14 protein-coding genes are annotated in these 15,892 nt (G+C 42.9%); 11 read left to right on the top strand and 3 right to left on the bottom strand.

The genetic code is table 11. The features are described 5' to 3' along the window. Nucleotides 1–170 precede the first annotated feature (170 nt). The 9 genes from FTT77_RS09735 to FTT77_RS09695 all read left to right on the top strand — a co-directional run bounded on the left by FTT77_RS09735 (nt 171) and on the right by FTT77_RS09695 (nt 10,088). Nucleotides 171–1,001, top strand: coding sequence for an SDR family oxidoreductase (locus tag FTT77_RS09735; RefSeq protein ID WP_180109300.1), 831 nt, complete (start codon nt 171–173; stop codon nt 999–1,001). 862 nt (nt 1,002–1,863) lie between these two features. Further along, nucleotides 1,864–3,345, top strand: coding sequence for a carbohydrate porin (locus FTT77_RS09730; protein ID WP_180109301.1), 1,482 nt, complete (start codon nt 1,864–1,866; stop codon nt 3,343–3,345). Between the two features lie 33 nt (nt 3,346–3,378). Continuing rightward, the gene (locus tag FTT77_RS09725; RefSeq protein WP_180109302.1) at nt 3,379–4,434 is read left to right on the top strand and encodes an ABC transporter substrate-binding protein; all 1,056 of its coding nucleotides are present in this window, start codon (nt 3,379–3,381) and stop codon (nt 4,432–4,434) included. A gap of 9 nt (nt 4,435–4,443) precedes the next feature. After that, nucleotides 4,444–5,697, top strand: a complete 1,254-nt coding sequence (locus FTT77_RS09720; protein WP_180109303.1) for an MFS transporter — start codon at nt 4,444–4,446, stop codon at nt 5,695–5,697. Further along, complete coding sequence (locus FTT77_RS09715; protein WP_180010791.1) at nt 5,694–6,542, top strand: ABC transporter permease; 849 nt, start codon at nt 5,694–5,696, stop codon at nt 6,540–6,542. Before FTT77_RS09720 ends, FTT77_RS09715 begins: the two co-directional genes overlap by 4 nt. Beyond that, entirely contained in the window at nt 6,539–7,333 is a 795-nt protein-coding gene (locus tag FTT77_RS09710) for an ABC transporter permease (RefSeq protein ID WP_180109304.1), read from the top strand. Before FTT77_RS09715 ends, FTT77_RS09710 begins: the two co-directional genes overlap by 4 nt. 12 nt (nt 7,334–7,345) lie before the next feature. Further along, nucleotides 7,346–8,401 carry an ABC transporter substrate-binding protein gene (locus FTT77_RS09705; RefSeq protein ID WP_252725830.1) on the top strand — a complete coding sequence of 352 codons (1,056 nt, stop codon included), beginning with the start codon at nt 7,346–7,348 and terminating at the stop codon, nt 8,399–8,401. A gap of 2 nt (nt 8,402–8,403) precedes the next feature. Beyond that, nucleotides 8,404–9,237: an ABC transporter ATP-binding protein gene (locus tag FTT77_RS09700; RefSeq protein WP_078191496.1), complete on the top strand. Its 834-nt coding sequence runs from the start codon at nt 8,404–8,406 to the stop codon at nt 9,235–9,237. Between the two features lie 20 nt (nt 9,238–9,257). Next, nucleotides 9,258–10,088, top strand: coding sequence for an ABC transporter permease (locus FTT77_RS09695; protein ID WP_078194039.1), 831 nt, complete (start codon nt 9,258–9,260; stop codon nt 10,086–10,088). A 171-nt stretch (nt 10,089–10,259) separates the two neighbouring features. Here the strand turns inward: FTT77_RS09695 and FTT77_RS09690 are convergent, their stop codons facing one another. Continuing rightward, the gene (locus FTT77_RS09690) at nt 10,260–11,354 is read right to left on the bottom strand and encodes a sigma-54-dependent Fis family transcriptional regulator (protein ID WP_180109305.1); all 1,095 of its coding nucleotides are present in this window, start codon (nt 11,352–11,354) and stop codon (nt 10,260–10,262) included. 230 nt (nt 11,355–11,584) lie between these two features. On the opposite strand from FTT77_RS09690, the gene FTT77_RS09685 reads away from it, so the two are divergent. Continuing rightward, the gene (locus FTT77_RS09685; protein WP_067765474.1) at nt 11,585–11,800 is read left to right on the top strand and encodes a molybdopterin-binding protein; all 216 of its coding nucleotides are present in this window, start codon (nt 11,585–11,587) and stop codon (nt 11,798–11,800) included. 45 nt (nt 11,801–11,845) lie between these two features. Next, the gene (locus tag FTT77_RS09680) at nt 11,846–12,670 is read left to right on the top strand and encodes an ABC transporter ATP-binding protein (protein ID WP_180026151.1); all 825 of its coding nucleotides are present in this window, start codon (nt 11,846–11,848) and stop codon (nt 12,668–12,670) included. A 163-nt stretch (nt 12,671–12,833) separates the two neighbouring features. Here FTT77_RS09680 and FTT77_RS09675 read toward each other — a convergent pair whose 3' ends face one another. Next, nucleotides 12,834–14,201 (bottom strand): LLM class flavin-dependent oxidoreductase, encoded by a 1,368-nt coding sequence (locus tag FTT77_RS09675; protein WP_180109306.1) that lies wholly within the window; start codon nt 14,199–14,201, stop codon nt 12,834–12,836. 296 nt (nt 14,202–14,497) lie between these two features. Continuing rightward, nucleotides 14,498–15,859, bottom strand: a complete 1,362-nt coding sequence (locus FTT77_RS09670) for an LLM class flavin-dependent oxidoreductase (RefSeq protein WP_180109307.1) — start codon at nt 15,857–15,859, stop codon at nt 14,498–14,500. Nucleotides 15,860–15,892 lie beyond the last annotated feature (33 nt).

The following is a 15,892-nucleotide window of genomic DNA, read 5'->3' as shown; positions in this document are numbered from 1 at the left end:
GTTTAAACCTATGTTTAAGCATTGGCGATTTCAACAGCTTAGCACGTCCTAAGATGACATTGACAATATGTATTGTCAAAACTATATTAAGTCGACGAACTGCACACATTGGCAAATGAGATCACGCTGTGATAAAGCCAAGCGGCAGCATAAAGGAATAAGGAATCACAATGAAAAACTTCAAAAATAAAGTGGCAGCCATTACAGGTGCGGGTTCAGGTATTGGTCAGCAATTGGCAGTGCTTTTGGCGAAACAAGGCTGCCATCTGTCTTTAAGCGATGTGAATGAACAGGGGCTTGCGGCAACCGTTGAATTGGTGAAAGCCAGCAATGTACGTGTAACGACGCAAAAACTCGATGTGTCAGACCTTGCAGCAATGAAAGCATGGGCAGCACAGACCGTTAAAGATCATGGTTCGGTGAATATGATTTTTAACAATGCGGGTGTGGCATTGGGTACGACCGTTGAAGGCGCAAGCTACGAAGAACTGGAATGGATTGTTAATATTAACTTCTGGGGTGTGGTTTATGGCACCAAAGAGTTTTTACCGTATATCAAGCAAAGTGGTGAAGGTCATATCATCAATATTTCCAGCTTGTTTGGCTTAACAGCACAGCCAACACAGTCGGCATATAATGCCACTAAATTTGCAGTACGTGGCTTTACCGAATCTTTACGCCAAGAATTGGATATTGAAAACTGTGGCGTGAGTGCGCTATGTGTACATCCGGGCGGGATTCGTACCAATATTGCCAATGCCGCAAAAATGAATGACAGCTTGAAAAGCTTAGGCATGAACCCGCAAAAATCGGCACAGTCCTTTAATAAATTCTTGCGCTGTCCACCTGAAGAAGCGGCTCGTCAAATCATTGAAGCAGTACAAAAAGATAAGCGTCGTTTATTGATTGGTAATGATGCAAAAGCGATTGATTTAATTCAACGTTTTCTACCGACGGGCTATCAAAAATTAACAGCGATGGCGACTAAATTTGGTCAATAAGCGGTAATTAAAATCGATTGAAAGCCCACGTCAGTGGGTTTTTTTTATGCTCTAGTAATATTAGAAGCGCAATTTGATCCAAATAAAAGAACGATACGCGGTAGTGTCATCCGCAATTGTTTGAGACAAGACGATTTTTAATCAAAAATGTTTCTGCGATCCTTTGAATCATTTGATGGTATTGAACGAGTTTTGTCGGTGAGGTGTATTGCACCGCAAGATGGTTTCCTTGCGAAGCACGCTTCTCATTTTGTCGAAACAAAAGTACCTCCAGCCGAAGGCTAATCCCGTTATTCAATCCCTAGATGTAAGACTCCATCGAATAGATTTAAAAATCATTTTAAAAATCCGAAATTACTTTGATAGGCGTAACATTAGTTATTAAAAGCCCAAAGCGTATTTCTTATTTCATAAAATGAGATATAAAAATGGAGATATCTGATGATTTGAAATAAGCAACTGTTGAATAACCAACAGTTTTTTGGCATTAAAACCAACAGAATTTATCGGGTTTAAATAATAAAACTTTAAAAAATAATTACTTAAAATGTTGGCACAGTTGTTGCCATATTAGAGTGAACAAAACTCACCACTGTATGGAACATTTATGAGTACTTTTACGCATCGATATCTTTCTGCTTTTCGTGTCCTGCAACAGGCATGTTGTTGTGCTATGACACTCGCGATGATGCGCGCTTAAATTCTAAAAGCTGTCTTCGAGTTTCGGTCGTGCATAAGTTGAATAAAACCTACGACCACTCAGATTAATTTAAAAAAAACCCACGCAGTACATTCACTTCATGCACCTTGCATGGGGTTGGGGGATTTTGCGCTTTGGGAAAAATGTTAGTGAAACCAAATCATGAAAAAAACCACATTAACCGTTGCGGTCGGACTGATTTTATCCGCAACCAGTCAGCTGAGTTTTGCATCGGATGAAGCACTTCAGCAAGAACTGAGCAGCTTAAAACAACAAATTGAGAGTTTGCAAAAACGCTTAAATGCCGTGGAATCTGGTGCGACGAAAAGCCAAGTCGTCGAAACGGCCGCTGTGACGACAGACGATACGAGCAACGCCGCTGATATTGAAGGTGAAACGCAGGTTTCAGAAGTGACCACAGCAACATCCGAAGATATCGACGGCTTACGTGCAGATATTGAAAACTATAAGTACGATCAGTCACGTCAATATGAACGTCAAACCACCAAATCGACCCGTGACACAACCCTGTATGGCACGGTTCAACTACGTGCCAGTGCGCTCGATGAAATGGGTGTCTTAGGTGCAACCAAATCAACATTTGATATTGGGACTGCGCTGATCGGTGTACGCGGGAATTTATTCCGGGATTATAACGAAGGCAAAAACCTCGATTATCAATTGTCGTTTGGTTATGGCAAACGCAATGATGGCACCAATAACAGTAACTTTAACTTACTGGATGCCTTTGTTCGCTATAACGCTTTTGCCACCAATGCTGGACCCGAAACAGCCAAACTCAACTTTACACTCGGTCAGCAGTTATTGCCCTTTGGTCTAGATGTGCAGTCTCCTGAAGATTTGCGTCCGACCATTAGTACTGCTGCAGCTTCGACCTTTTTAGGACTGTTTAATCGTCAAAATGGATTTATCGTCCGTGGTGATGCCAAACCTTTTGTCGACTTTGCATCGAACTACCGTGCGCCGCTGTTTGAGTATGCCTTAGGGGTGACCAATGGTAATGCCAGTAATAAGGCAGATGACAACAACGGCAAAGATTATATCGGTCGTGTGGCTTTTACCTTGCCAGTGGACTACGCCAGCATTTTCCGTGAGTTGAAGTTTGGGGCCTCTTATATCAAAGGCGAATCGAAAATTTCAGCCGGCGGAATCACTGATAGTGCTGCGAAACGTGATCGTTTGGGTTTCGATATTTATTATAACCACGCACCATTTGGTGTGACCTATGAATATCTGCAAGGCAAAACCGATTATGTCGACACCATAGCCCAAGACATCAAAGAAGCCAAAGCGGAAGGGCATACATTTACTGCCTTCTACACCTTGGGCGATCAGTTCTACAACAGTATTAAATCCAACGCCAAATTTGATGATTTCTGGCCGAAGTCAGTCCAAGGCTATTACCGTTTTGACCGCTATAACCCGAATAAAAACAACGCAAGCTATCTCGATACCGCGAGCGGTCGTATTGGTGAATATGACATTCACTCCTTGGGTTTAAACCTATTTTTTGCGCAAACCACAAAATTCCAATTACAGCTGAATCACTATCTGTTTGATGTCGAAACGGCAAATCAAAAAGACACCAATGAGCTGCAAGCTCAGGTTCAGTACACCTTTTAATTCAAATATTTAAACCATTAAGGAACATTTAAAATGAAAATTATCTCTAAAAAAATCGCAGCTACTTTCTTGGCACTTTCAGCACTTGGTTTAAGCATTCAATTGCATGCTGCCAATCCCAAAGAAATTCGTATTTCTGTATCAGGCGCGGGTGAGGGGGGTAAACCCAAAGTGGGCGGTAGTTTTGTAGCTACAGCACATTTACGAGGTGTGCTCGAACAAGAATTTAAAAAAGATGGCATTAAGGTGAATTGGCTCTTTTTCCCAGGAGCAGGCCCTGCAACCAATGAAGCTTTAGCCAATGGCAAAGTTGACTTTGCATTGCATGGCGATTTGCCCTCATTGGTTGGACGTTCGACGGGATTAAAAACCAAAGTGTTGTTCTCGACAGGGCGTTTTGGCCCAACTTATGTGGTGGTGCCTGCCGGCTCTAATGCCAAATCCTTTGCAGATCTAAAAGGCAAAAAATTCTCAGTCTTCAAAGGCACAAATAGTCAGATCGTATTTAACCGTGTGTTAGCAAAATACAATTTAACAGAGCGTGATTTACGAGTGATTTCGCAAGATGCCTATTCGGCACGTACTGCGTTAGCGACAGGTGATATTGATGCCACGATTACTTCACCATTTAGTTTGCAAGCGCGTGGAGTGGCGAAAACATTACTAGAAATTAAAGATCCTAAAGTTGCACCGATTGCGCACTTTTGGGTGACAGAAAGCTTTGAAAAACAATATCCAGAGGTGGTGCAACGTGTCGTGACGACACTGATTAAACAAGCGCAGTGGAGTTCTCAAGAAGCTAACCGTAGTGCGCAATATAAACTTTGGGTACAAAGTGGCATTCCGTTGGTGGATTATCAAAAAACATGGGATGGTTGGAATTTAAAAGACCGCACTACACCGCTACTAGACGAGTTCCATCGTTCACAAATTGATAGTGCTTTAAAAATTGCCAAAGACGCTCGCTTAATCCGTCGTGATGTAGATACCAAAACATGGTATGAGCCGAAGTATCTAAATAATGCCTTGAAAGAGCTGAAGTTAGAGGGTTACTGGCGCCAATTTAATGCTCAAGGTCAACCGAAGTAAGTCGCAGCCATGAGTCGTCCGATTGAAAGCAATGTAATTGCCAGTCCATTAACCACCAAATTTATGAGCAGTTTTGTGCTGCTCACGATTTTGGCTGGGCTGGGTGTGGGTGTCGCACGGGTATTAATTTCCTTGTATGCCGTGCATTTAGAAGCCACCGAATTGCAATTGGGGCTAATTTCTGCAGCGCAAAATTTTGGCATTTTGATCATGGCATTGCCGATTGGCGTGTTGGTACAGCGCTTTGGGTCTTTGAAAATATTCTGCATCGGCAGTGTGTTGGGCGCTTTGGTCTATAGCTTAACGCCACTCAAAGCCGGTGCATGGTATTTGTTTGCGGTGACAGCCTTGGTAAGTTTTGTCTTACCCATGCGTTTTGTTTCGATCAATACCGTTTTTTTGAGCAACTTAAAACGTTTAGGTCCAGTCCGTGCGGGTTGGTTTCGCGGTTCGCACATGATGGGATATTTCCTGATTGCGCCTGCATTGAGCGTGTTGTTGGTCGAGCATTTCGGCTATGGCGGAAGTTTTTATGTGGTGTCTTTGCTTTTTTTAGGCACCTTGCTGTTGGCTCCGTGGTGCTTTCAACGTAGTACTCCGCAAGCGACGAATCGCCCGCATTTTCAATGGCGAGATATTGTGGCGCCTTTGGCACTCATCAAAACCCATGCCTCGCTGCGGATTGTCTGCATATTGGAATTTTTGAGCAGCGTGGCAAATAACTACTTTGGCTTTTTCATTGTGGTGATTGCTATCCAAAGTTTTGCACTTTCGGAGCCAATGGCAGTGATGCTGCTGACCGTACAAGGCATTGTCTTTGTGGGATCGCTATTTAGCATGGGCGGTTTGGCTGAGCTGATGGGTTATCAAAAGTTTTATTTGATTGGCCTAAGCCTGATGGCAACGGCATTACTGATTTTAGCCTTAACCAAAATCACGCTGTTGATGTGGCCTGCTTCGGTCATGTTTGGACTTGGACTCGGTATGTTGCATATCGCCAATTTTATGTCTTTCGCCCGAGTCGGTGAGCAAACCGCGATGGCAAAGATTTCTCCAATTTTAGCCCTTGTCGGACCTTCGGGTGGACTGTTGGGTGGCTTGATAGGCGCCGTATTTGGCGCACAGGTTGGACTACAAAATTTATTTTTACCGATCGGGCTGGTGTTTATTGGTCTGATTATTTTGATCAGCAAAGATCAGGAATTTATTCAATTTTTAAAACCTGATGTCTCAGAACAGAGCGTAAAAGGACAAGAATTATGAGCCTTACGGATGTATCTGCACATTCGGTTCCCTTGCAAAGTGACCGAAGTGCGTTGGATTTTTTTAAGACCTATTTAAAACTAACTTTGCAAGTGGCGTGTGGACTCCTGATGCCAGTTTTGTTGTTCGGTCTATGGTATGTGGCAACACTTAAACAGTGGTTGCCTGAGCAGATTTTACCTGCACCGAGTCTGGTGTGGCAAAGCACAGTCGAATTATGGCAAAGCGGTGAATTGAGTTTTCATTTTGCCATCAGTGCCAAACGTATTTTATGGAGTGTCTTGCTTGGTGCCAGTGTCGGGATTTTGCTTGGTACTGTGTTGGGATTAGCAAAGCGTAGTCGGGACTTTATTTTTCCGACGGTGAATCTTGTTGCGCAATTTCCCATAGTTGGCTGGATTCCATTATTGATGATTTTCTTGGGTATAGATGAAGCTTTAAAAATTGCAGCGATTTCTTTAGCGGTATTACCACCGCTGCTGATTGCAACTTATAAAGGTATTACTCATGTGCCGAATAGTTTGATGGAAGTGGCAGAGGTTTACCAATACAGCAATTGGCAGAAACTCAAAGAAGTGATTTTCCCAGCTGCACTACCCAGTGTGATCAGTGGTTTACGTCAAGGCATTATGCAGGCGTGGTTGGCATTGGTTTTTGTCGAGTTATTAGCAAGTAGTGAAGGAATTGGTTATCTCATGGTGTGGGGACGTCAGCTAATGCAGATGGACTTAATCTTCATGGCGATCATCCTGATTGGTATTACGGGCTATGTCTTAGATACCTTGCTGGCTTGGTTAGAAAAAACTGCACGCTTTCACGCAACCCGAGTAGGAGGCAACTCATGAGCATTCTTTCATTACACGGGGCAGCGCACCAAGTCTTAGTTAAAGCAGCAAAAGCACTCGTTCTACCTGTGGCATTTATCGCACTGTGGGCTTTGGCTTCACAGCAAAATTGGGTTGATCCAAAGCTGATTCCTAGTCCATGGCTCGTGCTGCAAAAAGCTGTGACCGTGCTCCAACAACCGAGCTTTTTGACAGGCTTTGGCGAAAGTTTGGCACGAAATTTTATCGGCTATGGCCTAGGTGCGATAGCGGGTGTGCTGTTTGGCATCTTGATCGCGAGTTCACGCCTTTCGAATTGGTTATTTGCACCGAGCTTTCATGTATTGCGTCAAATTTCGCTGTTTGCATGGTTGCCACTAATTTCGACCTTTTTAGGTGAGGGACACGGCGCCAAAGTGCTGTTTATTACCTTATCGGTGTTTTATCCCGTGGCGCTACACACCTTTGAAGGTGTGAGCAGTATTTCGCATAAATATCGTGAAGTGGCCGAAGTCTATCAATTTCCCAAGGCCTACGCGTTTCGTAAATTGATTTTGCCCGGCGCTTCGGCTCAGATTTTTGTCGGTTTACAACTTGGGCTGATTTTCGCATGGCTTGCCACTATTGGCTCTGAATTTTTATTGGCGAACTATGGCAATGGTCTGGGCAATATCGTGATTCAAGGGCGTCAGGCTTTTGATGTCGAACTGATTATTTTTGGCATGTTGCTGATTGGTGCTGTGGGCGTGTTGCTCAATACGGTACTGACTTGGGTTGAACGTAAAGTTTTAGCTTGGCAGCAGGTTGGATAGGAGAACATAACAATGAAAAAAATGACAATCCATAACATTCCTCAACTCTGGCGTAGCCTATTTTTAGCTGCCTTGGTCGGTGGCACAGCCTTGGTTGGTTGCAGCACGCAGCAAGTGGATGAACCTCAGCAAATGGCTTTAAAAGAACTACGCTATCAAAGCTATCCGGGACTGGTGTCTTTGCCTGAGTTGGCACAAGACTTGGGCTATTTAGGCGACATTAAACTCAGTTATGTCGGCACAGTACAAGGTGGGCCACAAGATTTACTCACCTTGGTGGCAGGAGATGTTGATTTCGCTGGAGCCTTTAATGGCGCTGTGGTGAAAGTTATTGCCGCGGGTCTAGATGTGGTCCCAGTCGTCGCATCTTATGGCAGTGATGCTGAACAAAACGTGGGTTTCTACGTGCTAGAAAATAGTCCTATACGTGGCCCACGAGACTTTATTGGCAAGAAAGTCGCAGTGAATGCCTACGGGGCACATTATGACTTTGTGGTGAAAGACTATTTGGCTCGTCATGGCTTAACTGACGATGAAATCCGACAAGTTGAGCTGATTATGTTGCCACCAGTGAGCTCAGAACAAGCTCTACGGAATGGTCAAATTGATATTGCGGTGTTCTCAGGCATTTTGGAAAAACGGGCCTTAAAACATGGTGGTGTACGTAGCATCTTTAAAGATATTGATTTATACGGGCCCTTTACCGCAGGCAGTTTTTCGATGCGTGGAGAGTTTATTCAAGCACATCCTGAGTTGGCTCGTACTTTTGTCAGTGGCGTGGCCAAAGCTCAGGAATGGCTACACAACACGCCGAAAGAGCAAATCATTGCCCGTATGGAAAGCATTATTGAAAAACGTCAACGCAATGAAAATACAGCACTTATTCCATATTACACAGGCACAGGTGTCCACGAAGTCGGTGGCGTGCAAAAAGATCAAGACTTTGCCCCATGGGTGAGTGCCTTAGAAAAAGAACACAAATTAAAACCGAATCAAATTGAGGTCAGTCGCATCTATAGCAATGAATTTAATCCCTATGCGAAAGACCAAAAATCAAAAGGAATATAACAATGACCAGTGCATTACATTTAGATCACGTACGTAAGGTATTTCCTGCACAAAACCATGTCGGCAGTAAAAACTATAAGCCTGAATTTGTTGCTGTAGAAAATGTCACTTTGGATATTCAACCGGGTGAATTTGTTTCAATCGTAGGGCCAAGTGGCTGCGGAAAATCTACATTATTAGACTTAATTGCAGGTTTAACCAAACCGTCGGCCGGGCAGATTTTACTGAGTGGCAAGCAGATTACTCAACCGGGTTTAGACCGTGGCATTGTGTTTCAGCAATATGCGCTCTATCCATGGTTAACCGCACTGGAAAATATCGAATTTGGCCTAGAAGCCAAAGGCGTAGCAAAAAAAGAACGCCGTGAAAAAGCCGAATACTATTTGCAGCTTGTAGGCTTAAGTGGCTTTGAAAAGCATTATCCAAATGAGCTTTCAGGTGGGATGAAGCAGCGGGTTGCGATTGCCCGAAGTTTGGCTTATGAACCAGAAATTTTATTGATGGATGAGCCCTTTGCTGCCTTGGATGCGCAAACCCGAGAAACCTTACAGGCCGAGTTGATCAATATCTGGAAAAGCTCGAAAAAAACCATCGTTTTTATTACTCACAGTATTGATGAAGCGATTTATCTGAGTCAGCGTGTGGCGATTATGACATCAAGACCGGGGCGGATTAAGGAAGTGATTGAAATTCCGCAAAGCCTGCGCAGTTCTAGTGAAGATGTCCGTTCATTGCCTGAATATGGCCGAATTCGCCACAAAATTTGGTCATTGCTCAGTGAAGAAGTGATAAAAGCGCAAGCCCTCGAAAAACATAAACAGCTTGCACATAACTAAAATATTCAGAGGATTTATTTATGTCATCGACTAAACAAGCCATCAGTTATACACAATCGTATAACGACATTAAACCCAGACTACAATTCACTTGGTTAAACACGGTCTTTAAACGCACCATTGCCATCGTGGCTTTTTTCTTGCTGTGGGAGATTCTGCCGCGGAGTGGTGTGGTCAATCCCGCTTTTTTACCGCCGTTATCTGTGGTATTGGAAACTACATGGCAGCTATATCAAAGCGGTCAATTAGGCATCCATTTCTTGGCCAGTATAAAGCGTTCCATTATTGGTTTCATTTTGGCCCTAGCGATCGCCATTCCATTGGGTCTCATCATTGGTTGGTACAAGCTCGTGGCTGAAACTTTAAATCCATTGTTAGAACTGTTTCGGAATACCACAGCATTGGCGTTGATGCCGCTGTTTATCTTATTTTTAGGCATTGGTGAAACCTCAAAAATCAGCCTGTTGGTGTATGCGTGCACATGGCCGATTTTATTGAACACTATTACAGGCGTACAAACGGTCGATCCCTTACTGATTAAATCGGCACGAACCATGGGCCTAAAACCCTATCAATTGTTCCGAAAAGTGATTCTGCCTGCGTCGGTTCCGACGATTTTTGTCGGTATCCGTCTAGCAGGGGCGATTTCGATTTTGGCCTTAGTGGCAGTAGAAATGTTTGGTGCCAAAGCAGGTCTGGGGTATCTGATTATTTATTCGCAGTTCAGCTTTGAAATTCCACAAATGTTTGTGGGGATTTTAGTCATTACTCTTGTAGGCTTATCCTTTAACTACTTCTTGATTGGTCTAGAGAAATACTTCACAGCGTGGAAACGTAACCCCGTGGAATAATCTAGACGAAATAGAAAAATAAAAAAACCTCGGGATATACCGAGGTTTTTTTATTGCTGATTTTTATATTTAAAATAATGCAATGAATAAAAAATAATGTGGATGACTATTTATTTATCATTTTTGTATGGATTATTATTTTAATGTGGAGAAAATAAAAATATGACTTATTTATAATAAGCCATATTTAATTAGGCGAGTGCGAATGACGTTGCGTGTCACTCCAAGCAAACGAGCCGTATACACTTGATTGTATTGACAGTGCTGATACGCACTTCGGATAAATTTTTCTTCAATCAGCTCATTAATATTGTCATGCTTAAGTTGATTTGCGGCTTGAAAAATTTGTAAAAAGGTCTGCTCAAGTAACTGTCCAGCATCTTGAATATCTTTGATGTTGGCTACAGCCGAGGTGGCATTTTGTAAGTTAAAAGGTTCTGCACGCGAAAACGACGATGCACTTTGAATACTCGAAAAACTAATATCTTCTGGTTCAATCACACCTTTTTCACTGACTAAAATCGCATGTTGAATGGTATTTTCTAATTCGCGAATATTTCCCGGCCAGCTATGTAAATGGAGTTTCTTGAGCGCCAATGGGCTGAGGCGTAATGGTGTGTCATGTGGGTTGGTTTGATAGACCTGAATGAAGTGTTTAACCAAAGGCAAAATGTCACCACGACGCTCTGAGAGACGTGGAATGCGTAGCAACGCCACATGTAAGCGGTAGAATAAATCTTCCCTGAAACGCCCGTCTTGTACGGCATGCTCTAAATCGACATTGGTTGCGGCTATGATTCGGACATTAATTGGAATGGATTTGAGTGAGCCGACTCGAACGATCTCTCTTTCTTGTAAAACACGGAGTAATTTGACTTGCATAGGCAAGGACAGGTCACCAATTTCATCTAAAAATAAGGTGCCATTATGGGCTGCTTCAAACCAACCGACACGGCTGTTAATTGCCCCTGTAAACGCTCCTTTTTCATGTCCAAATAATTCGCTTTCGACCAATGATTCGGTAAAGGCACCACAGTTCACTGCGATAAATGGACCTTTGGCACGATGGCTTAATTGGTGGATTTGGCGTGCAACCAACTCTTTTCCTGTGCCTGTATCACCAATGATGAGTGCATTGGCCTCACTTGGTGCAATTTGTTCAATTCGAGACAACAACGCTTGCGATAACGGGTCTGCAAAGACCGTCGCTGTTGCCCGTTTATGTTTCAGTGCAGAGGGCACTGCAGGTTGGGTCAAAATAGACATATCGTTTCTTATAGTTGTTGAAAATACAGATCATGATGAAAGATTTAAAAATAAAAGATAAATAATAATTCGATATTTAAATATCAGTTTCACCGATAAATTCATGCGTGGATTATTTATCTGATTTTAAGATAAATAAAATCGGGATAACTAAAGGATAAATCAAGATATAGCAAGTGATTGAACTGTTTTATAGTAAAGCTCTCTAAATAACAAAAGGCATAATTAAAATGGCGATTACTTCAGTAAATGTGCGAAACCAATTCAAAGGCGTGATTAATGAAATCGTAGAAGGTCCTGTGGTTTCAGAAATTGATGTGGAAACCAAAGCGGGTTTTTTTACGTCCGTGATCACGACGCGTTCGGTGAAGGATTTAGATTTAAAAGTAGGTTCAGAGGTGGTGGTGTTAATTAAATCGACGGAAGTGTCACTGGCTAAACTTTAAGGTTTAGTCCAGCAAAGTTTGTCAGCACAAATAGAGAATAATGATATGAGCGTAGAACAAGCTGGTTCGGTTTCTATTCAGCAGCTAACGAAACATTATCCCACACAAAAGCAAGAAGACTTAACCGTACTTAAGGACATTAACCTGAATATTCAGCCGGGTGAGTTCATTAGTATTGTGGGAAGTAGTGGCTGCGGAAAATCCACATTATTACGGTTGTTGGTTGGTCTAGAGCGTCAGTTTCAGGGCCAGATTTTGGTTGATGGTCAGCCTATACAGGGCACGAGTTTGGAACGTGGTATCGTGTTTCAAGATCATCGCCTGTTTCCATGGTTGACGGTACGGGAAAATGTACGGATTGCATTGCATAAAAGCCAGTTTAGCCGTGCAGAAGAAGATGTATTGATTGATGAACATTTAGAGTTGGTCAAATTAACCCAATTTAAAGATGCTTATCCTTCGCAGTTGTCTGGTGGGATGAATCAACGTGTAGCGATTGCCCGTAGTTTGGTGAATCGACCACAGATTTTACTGCTCGATGAACCCTTTGGCGCACTTGATGCGTTGACGCGTCAAAATTTACAGGATGAATTACAGCGAATATGGCAAAGTGAAAAAATCACCATGATTATTGTCACCCATGATGTCGAAGAAGCGGTATTTTTGGGTGATCGGGTAGTGGTCATGCAGCCACATCCGGGACGAATTAAACGTATTGTAGATATTCATTTAGCCCATCCGCGTAAACGCGAAGATGTCCGTCTGACCAATATTAAAAATGACATTTTGACTGACTTTAGTGATCCAGTAAAAGATCAGTTGCCTGAACCTTTATCTCACCGATTTGCCGATTATAAATTTGCATGGTAAGTCTGAATTGACCATCACCTAAACTTTTAAAAGCCCTGAATTCAGGGCTTTTTTAGGCTTATCAAATATAGGTCAGTATGATCATCGCTTAAGTTGGATTAATATCAGTCCATAAAAATGCCCCAGTTGGGGCATTTGTTTTTCAGTTTTATTAAACGTTGGTTTATGAGGCTTGGGAGGTATGTCTTTTTTCTAAAACATATTGGTTTTCAGGTCGTTTTAAACCTAAGTTTTCCCGTAAGGTCTTGCCTTCATAAGCCGTGCGGAATAGACCACGACGTTGCAGTTCAGGGACAACCAAATCTACAAAATCATCTAAGCTTGCAGGTGTGGTTGGTGGCAAAATATTGAAACCATCCGCCGCTTCATTTTCAAACCAAGCTTGTAGTTGATCGACTATTTGTTCGGGTGTTCCAATCAGCGTCCAGTGCCCACGTGCGCTTGCAACCCATTGGTAAAGTTGTCGAATGGTAAAATTATTTTTACGCGCAATCTCTAAAATCAGTTGTTGACGGCTTGCGCCATTTTGCGCCTGTGTTAAATGTTCTGGTAGCGTTTGGTCGAGGTCAAATTGCGACAGGTCTTCAGTAAAACCACCCAATTGTTTGAGTAAGTTCAGTCCCAAAGTCGGATGAATATATGCATTTAATTCATCGTATTTTGCCCGAGCTTCGGCTTCAGTTTGTGCAACAAAGATCGATACACCCGGCATGATTTTTAAGTCATCGGCATGGCGACCATATTTGATAAGACGCGACTTCACATCACGATAAAAGGCTTGGGCATCTTCTAATTTTTGCTGTGCGGTGAAAATGACTTCGGCATATTTGGCGGCCAGTTCACGACCATCTTCAGACTGTCCCGCTTGTACAATCACGGGATAGCCCTGTGGTGGACGAGCAATATTTAATGCACCATGTACCGCAAGATGTTTACCCTTAAAGCGAGGTGGATGCAGTTTATCGCCCGTAAAAAATTGCCCAGTCTGTTTATTGTATTCAAAGGCATCATCTTCCCAAGAGTCCCAAAGCTTTTGTGCCACTTCAATAAACTCATCCGCACGTTCATAGCGTTCTTTGGGGAGCAGCGCATCATTGATGCCATAGTTTTTTGAAACCACACTGCCAGAAGTGGTCACCACATTCCACGCCGCCCGACCTTCAGACAGATGATCTAAAGAGGCAAATTTTCGCGCCAAATTATAAGGTGCTTCATAGGTGGTCGACGCTGTGGCAATAAAGCCTATATGTTCGGTTACCGCTGCAAGTGCAGAAAATAGGGATACCGGTTCGAGCCCGGCAGAGAAGGTGCCATTGAGACCCAAATCAGGTGTTGTATCAGGATCGACGGTGACGGGAACATCCGCAAGGAAATAGGCATCAAATAAGCCACGCTCTGCGGTCTTTGCCAGTTCAATAAAGTATTTTAAATTGTGACTATCCTGTGGGCGAGCCTGCGGATGGCGCCAACCTGCCACATGTTGCGAAGTCCCTGGTACGAATGCCCCTAAGCGAATTTGACGTTTTGACATAAATAAACTCTGTAAATGTTATTGTTCACTAGGAGTATTACAATGTTTATGCCAATAAAAATATTGTTATAAAACAAGATATTATTTTATTGTGAAGTTTTTACTGTTTTAAAATCAACAGAGAAATTAATCGCTTGTTGTGGATGCATCATCCAAAATCTTGCAGAACTTATCTGTTTATATATAAACACATAATAAAATTAAGGGATTTTGTGCAGATGGCCTAACTCAGATAGAAAAAATGCCTCGGAAGAGGCATTTTAGAGATGGGTTAATAAAAACACTGTAAAAATTTACTAAGAGGCCTGCACCTGTTGATTCTTCAGCACATATTGATTTTCAGGGCGTTTTAGACCGAGGTTTTCACGTAAAGTCGTGCCTTCGTAGGCTGTTCGGAATAGACCGCGACGTTGCAGTTCAGGAACGATGAGATCGACAAAGTCATTTAACCCCGCAGGTGTTGTTGGCGGTAGGACATTAAAACCATCGGCAGCGTCATTCTCAAACCATTCCTGCAGTTGGTCTACGACTTGTTCCGGCGTGCCGATCAAGGTCCAATGTCCACGGGCTGAAGCGATATATTGATAGAGCTGACGAATACTAAAATTGTGCTTACGGGCAATATCAATCATCATTTGCTGACGACTGGAGAAATTAATGTCTGCATCTTCTATTTTCGGGAAAGGGGCATCTAGATCAAATTTGGCCAGATTAATGCCGCCTGCCAAAGCAGACAATAAACTTAAACCCACTTCTGGGTGAATTAAGCTATTTAAAAAGTCATATTTTTCTTGGGCTTCTTGCGCTGTCTTGGCAACAAAAATCGAAACCCCCGGCATAATTTTGAGATCATCTGCATGGCGGCCATATTTCACTAAGCGGTTTTTGACATCACGATAAAAGGCTTGTGCATCTGCTAAGTTCTGCTGTGCTGTAAAAATCACTTCGGCATATTTACCGGCTAGTTCACGACCGTCTTCAGATTGTCCTGCTTGAACAATCACTGGATAGCCTTGCGGTGGGCGAGAGACGTTGAGAGCACCCAGTACTTGATAATATTGACCTTGATGATTGGGCTGATGTTGTTTGCGGGCATCAAAAAATTGTCCGGTTTCTTTGTTGTAATGGAAGGTATCATCCTCCCATGAGTCCCAAAGTTTTTGAGTCACCTCAATAAATTCATCGGCACGTTCGTAACGCTCTTTGGGTTCAGGGTGCTGCTGAATGTTAAAGTTTTTTGCGGCATAGGCAGAGGCTGTCGTTACTACATTCCACGCAGCACGACCTTTAGAAATATGATCTAAAGAAGCAAATTTACGCGCCAAAATATAAGGGTCTTCATAAGTCGTGGACGCCGTGGCAATAAAGCCAATATTTTGCGTCACAGCAGACAAGGCTGCAAACAATGTGACGGGTTCAAAGCCGACGCCTTTATCGCCCAAACCTTTTTCACCTTCGACAGCAGAACTCCAGCGGACAGACAGACCATCGGCAAGAAAGTAGGCATCGAATAGACCACGTTCTGCGGTTTTTGCCAGTTCAATTGCATAATCAATATTGAGATGATCTTGTGGGCGAGATTCAGGATGACGCCAACCCGCGACATGCTGTGAGGTAGTTGGAATAAAAGCCCCAAGCTTTATTTGACGTTTAGACATAAAAAATTTCTCATCCCAATTATTCTTAAAAGA

The sequence above is a fragment of the Acinetobacter sp. YH01010 genome, from assembly GCF_013420775.1.
Lineage (GTDB): Bacteria > Pseudomonadota > Gammaproteobacteria > Pseudomonadales > Moraxellaceae > Acinetobacter > Acinetobacter amyesii.
This window is presented reverse-complemented; position numbering and strand designations above follow the sequence as displayed.

What these genes read in the sequence shown, in the direction of transcription:
- FTT77_RS09680 (WP_180026151.1), top strand. Translation starts at nt 11,846, where the DNA reads ATGAGCGTAGAACAAGCTGGTTCGGTTTCTATTCAGCAGCTAACGAAA.
- FTT77_RS09710 (WP_180109304.1), top strand. Translation starts at nt 6,539, where the DNA reads ATGAGCATTCTTTCATTACACGGGGCAGCGCACCAAGTCTTAGTTAAA.
- FTT77_RS09725 (WP_180109302.1), top strand. Translation starts at nt 3,379, where the DNA reads ATGAAAATTATCTCTAAAAAAATCGCAGCTACTTTCTTGGCACTTTCA.
- FTT77_RS09690 (WP_180109305.1), bottom strand. Translation starts at nt 11,354, where the DNA reads ATGTCTATTTTGACCCAACCTGCAGTGCCCTCTGCACTGAAACATAAA.
- FTT77_RS09670 (WP_180109307.1), bottom strand. Translation starts at nt 15,859, where the DNA reads ATGTCTAAACGTCAAATAAAGCTTGGGGCTTTTATTCCAACTACCTCA.
- FTT77_RS09695 (WP_078194039.1), top strand. Translation starts at nt 9,258, where the DNA reads ATGTCATCGACTAAACAAGCCATCAGTTATACACAATCGTATAACGAC.
- FTT77_RS09735 (WP_180109300.1), top strand. Translation starts at nt 171, where the DNA reads ATGAAAAACTTCAAAAATAAAGTGGCAGCCATTACAGGTGCGGGTTCA.
- FTT77_RS09720 (WP_180109303.1), top strand. Translation starts at nt 4,444, where the DNA reads ATGAGTCGTCCGATTGAAAGCAATGTAATTGCCAGTCCATTAACCACC.
- FTT77_RS09700 (WP_078191496.1), top strand. Translation starts at nt 8,404, where the DNA reads ATGACCAGTGCATTACATTTAGATCACGTACGTAAGGTATTTCCTGCA.
- FTT77_RS09675 (WP_180109306.1), bottom strand. Translation starts at nt 14,201, where the DNA reads ATGTCAAAACGTCAAATTCGCTTAGGGGCATTCGTACCAGGGACTTCG.
- FTT77_RS09730 (WP_180109301.1), top strand. Translation starts at nt 1,864, where the DNA reads ATGAAAAAAACCACATTAACCGTTGCGGTCGGACTGATTTTATCCGCA.
- FTT77_RS09715 (WP_180010791.1), top strand. Translation starts at nt 5,694, where the DNA reads ATGAGCCTTACGGATGTATCTGCACATTCGGTTCCCTTGCAAAGTGAC.
- FTT77_RS09685 (WP_067765474.1), top strand. Translation starts at nt 11,585, where the DNA reads ATGGCGATTACTTCAGTAAATGTGCGAAACCAATTCAAAGGCGTGATT.
- FTT77_RS09705 (WP_252725830.1), top strand. Translation starts at nt 7,346, where the DNA reads ATGAAAAAAATGACAATCCATAACATTCCTCAACTCTGGCGTAGCCTA.